1 pseudogene is annotated in these 890 nt (G+C 49.4%); it reads left to right on the forward strand.

Annotated features, from left to right (window positions below):
• Window positions 1-890 (forward strand): annotated as a pseudogene (locus tag ACJHX3_RS24935) (conjugal transfer protein TrbC); the annotation flags it as partial.

Below are 890 nucleotides of genomic sequence, written 5' to 3' on the forward strand. Positions count from 1 at the left end.
GGAAGCATTCGGGGATATTTTTGCTGAAGATTCCGGTGATATCGATATCCGTGACAGCATTCACAGCGACAGGATTCTGATGGTAATGATCCCCGCTCTGGATACATCAGCACATACAACGTCTGCTCTTGGACGAATGTTTATCACCCAGAAAAGTATGATTCTCGCCCGTGATTTGGGCTACCGCCTCGAAGGAACTGATTCCGATGCACTGGAAGTCAAAAAATATAAGGGGCGTTTCCCTTATCTGTGTTTCCTTGATGAAGTGGGGGCATACTATACAGACCGTATTGCTGTGGAAGCCACTCAGGTGCGTTCACTGGATTTTGCTCTGATTTTGATGGCACAGGACCAGGAACGTATAGAAGGACAGACAACAGCCACGAATACTGCAACACTGATGCAGAACACGGGGACAAAATTTGCCGGCAGGATTGTCAGCGAGGGCAGTACGGCCAAAACGCTGAAAAGCGCCGCCGGTGAAGAAGCCAGGGCGAGGATGAACAACCTGCAGCGTCAGGACGGCATATTTGGTGAATCATGGATTGACAGCCCACAAATCAGCATCCTGATGGAAAGTAAGATAGATGTTCAGGAGTTGATTGAACTTCATCCTGGCGAGTTCTTTTCTATTTTCCGGGGAGAAACCGTACCATCAGCATCATTCTTCATCCCTGACAATGAGAAAAGCTGCAGTAGCGATCCCGTTGTTATAAACAGGTATATCAGCGTGGATGCACCTCGCCTGGACCGTCTCCGCCGTCTGGTTCCCCGTACAGCTCAACGTCGAATACCGTCACCGGAAAATGTCAGTGCCATCATTGGCGTCCTGACTGCAAAACCCTCCAGAAAAAGACGAAAAATTCGCACAGAGCCGCACACGATCGTGG

The organism is Escherichia sp. WS1265, assembly GCF_046487585.1.
In the GTDB taxonomy this organism is placed as follows: Bacteria; Pseudomonadota; Gammaproteobacteria; order Enterobacterales; family Enterobacteriaceae; genus Escherichia; species Escherichia coli.